Genomic DNA, 2,600 nt, shown 5'->3' with positions numbered 1-2,600 from the left:
AGCGTCGGAGCGGGCGGAACTGGCAATGGTTCTCCGTCGGTCTGGGAGGCATCCCACACGTAGGCCGGCCGGGCTCCGACCATCCGCGAGCGCACCACCTCGCCGGCCTTCGGCGTCTCCCTCGGCCCGAGCCGCCGCCACGAGCCCGCATCGGCAGGGGTCGCGGTGGCGAACCGGCCCGTCACGGGCGCGAAGATCATGTAGCCCGGCTGGCCCTTCATCACCTGCCGACCGAGCCCCTGCCACTGCCGGTACCCGGCAACCAGGGTGGGGAAGGGTTCGGGCACGCGGCCTGCCTCGAACGCGGCTTCGTGCTGCACCCAGATCAGCATCGTGTTGTTGAACGACCGCGACCGGAACCGCGCCGCGAAGGCGAGCGCCTGGCGCCAGTCGTCACCCGAGACCAGCGACTCGACCGCGCCGGTCAGCTTCTCGTGCAGCTCGTCGAGCTTCGCCTCTCGCGCCGCGCGGGCGTCCTCGTTCGATGCCATGCTCCGGCCTCCTCTTCGGCGGGCCGCGACGCGGCTGCGCGCGGCGGTACACCTGGCAGGTAGGCGCGAACACCCGCGCCCAGACCGTGAGCTGGACATCGTTCACCTCCTTGAGGCAGCCCGAGCCGAGACCGGGACGCAACATTGAGCATGCTCAAAATGCCCCGGAGTCCTGTTCTAACACTGACCGTTGAGCATGCGCAAGCCTTGATTTGTGCATGCTCAACGAGTACGGTTTGAGCATGCACAACCACCTTCTGGGTGGACTACATCGATGCCTTGCCCGTTGCGAAGGGAAGGGGGTCACCGTCATGACCGAAGACGAGAGCCAGGCTGCGGCCGAAGACCTCGCCAAACGTCTGCGGCTCCTGATGGATGTCGCCGTCGCCGAGTCCGGCACGGAGCCGACCTACTCGCAGATCGCCGGCTACCTCCAAGAACGAGGCACCAACCTGTCGCGGTCGCGCTGGACGTACATGGTCAACGGCCACCGCTACGTCCAAGACCCCGCCGTCTTCGAAGGGCTCGCGGAGTTCTTCGACGTGGACGCCGCGTTCCTGCTCGGCGAGGACGGTGCTGCCACTCCCGAGAAGGTCTCTGCGCAGCTCGACCTGGTTCGGTCCATGCGTGCCGCGAAGGTGAAGTCCTACGCTGCCCGCACCCTCGGCGATATCTCGCCGAAAGCACTCCACGCCATCACCAAGTTCCTGGACGAGGAAATGACACACATGCCCGAGCACTGACCGGTACCGCACGATGGAGCCGCCACCGGTCCCTGCTCCCTACAGAGAAGGGGCGAACCGTGAAGATCGAACAGACCGTATCGGCGGCCGTCGCGGGCCTTGAGCTCGGCAATACCTTCGCCCTTGACGATCTCCTCCACACCGTCCAAGACCGGCGGCACCGTAGGCTCCGCGTCGTCGAACTCGCAGACCTCGACACCCACGACGGCCTCTGCGCGCTCTGGCTCTCCACCGATGCCGAAGACGTCGTGCTTCACGCCCGCAGCGACTCCGCGCTGCATCGCCAGCAGTTCGTGCTCCACGAGCTCGCCCACATGATCCTTGGCCACGGCGAAGGCGACGGCTGTGCAGTCGGGGAGGTACTGCTGCCCAACATCCCGCCGTACACCAGAGGTCGCCTGCTCAGGCGGCAAGACCTCGACAGCGAAACCGAGATCGCCGCCGAGTCCCTCGCCGACCGGCTCGCCGCCGGCATCCGAGGGTCGGTGTTCGCAGAGTCCAGATACTCGGAGATATTCGGATGATCCAGACGCTCGTCGCAACGCTCATGTGGGCGCTCGTGGCGAGCCTGCTCATCTTCCGACGCAAACGCACCGACCGAAGCATCACCTACGCCGCCCTCACCATCGCCATCGCGATGACGCTCAACGTGGATGCCGCCTACAGCGCCGTCGATCGACTGCTCGGTGGCACCAACCTCGCCACCCTGATCGCGGACGCGCTCCTGATGACCGGGCTGTTCTTCCTCGGCCGCGGCGTCATGAAGACCGGCGAGTACCGGCCCAGGCTCGTCCGAGCCGCCGTCAGCATCCCCGTCCTGCTCGTCGCGCTGCTCGCGATCACCGCATCGTTCCTGCTCATCGACCGCGGCACCACCACAACACGATTCATGATCGACCTCGGCGCACAGCCAGCAACAGCGGTCTACTCGATCATCAACTTCACCTACTGCCTCGTCATTGTCGTGGCGATGCTCGTCCTCGCCATAAGGCAGTACCGGCACAACACCGGCATCCAGCACCTCCCCGCGGCACTGTTGAGCCTGGGGTCGGCGTTCGGCGTCGCGCTCTGCCTCGCCGTGATCGTCATGGACGTTGCCCACGCCACGGGCCACCTCGACCTCATGCACACTATCCAGTCCGCCTACGATCCGCTCTCCGTCCTGACCTTCGTGTTCCTCTGTGCCGGGTTCGCGATCCAGCCTGCCGTCCGTCGCGCTCAGCACCGCGCCCGGCAGAGGCAGACCGTCGCCCTCACAGCGCAGCTGGAGTCGCTCTGGCTCCGAGCGACGCTCGCGCGGCCCGGGCTGAGCCAGGCCGACCCCCTCGCCGCCAACAGCGAAGACCCCGAAGGACACCTCCACCGC

Annotated in this window: 4 protein-coding genes; 3 read left to right on the top strand and 1 reads right to left on the bottom strand. The window is 66.8% G+C overall.

Going from position 1 to position 2,600, the window contains the following annotated elements:
- Nucleotides 1-491, bottom strand: a 491-nt coding sequence (locus tag BUC15_RS18710) for an ArdC family protein (RefSeq protein WP_245788045.1), incomplete at its 3' end; no start/stop codon positions are given.
- Nucleotides 492-802: 311 nt separating this feature from the next.
- Between BUC15_RS18710 and BUC15_RS18705 the strand changes: the two genes are divergently transcribed.
- From BUC15_RS18705 to BUC15_RS18695, 3 genes are all read left to right on the top strand, one after another.
- On the top strand, nt 803-1,234 hold the full coding sequence (locus BUC15_RS18705) for a hypothetical protein (RefSeq protein WP_013601296.1): 432 nt from the start codon (nt 803-805) through the stop codon (nt 1,232-1,234).
- 59 nt (nt 1,235-1,293) lie between these two features.
- Nucleotides 1,294-1,758, top strand: a complete 465-nt coding sequence (locus BUC15_RS18700; RefSeq protein WP_013601295.1) for a hypothetical protein — start codon at nt 1,294-1,296, stop codon at nt 1,756-1,758.
- The coding region (locus tag BUC15_RS18695) for a hypothetical protein (RefSeq protein WP_073191594.1) at nt 1,755-2,600 on the top strand (846 nt) is incomplete at its 3' end. The genes BUC15_RS18700 and BUC15_RS18695, both read left to right, overlap by 4 nt.

The organism is Tessaracoccus bendigoensis DSM 12906 (assembly GCF_900141915.1).
GTDB classification, from domain to species: Bacteria; Actinomycetota; Actinomycetes; order Propionibacteriales; family Propionibacteriaceae; genus Arachnia; species Arachnia bendigoensis.
Note: the sequence above shows the minus strand (reverse complement) of the source record. Positions and strands in the feature narration are given on the sequence as shown.

What these genes read in the sequence shown, in the direction of transcription:
- BUC15_RS18705 (WP_013601296.1), top strand. Translation starts at nt 803, where the DNA reads ATGACCGAAGACGAGAGCCAGGCTGCGGCCGAAGACCTCGCCAAACGT.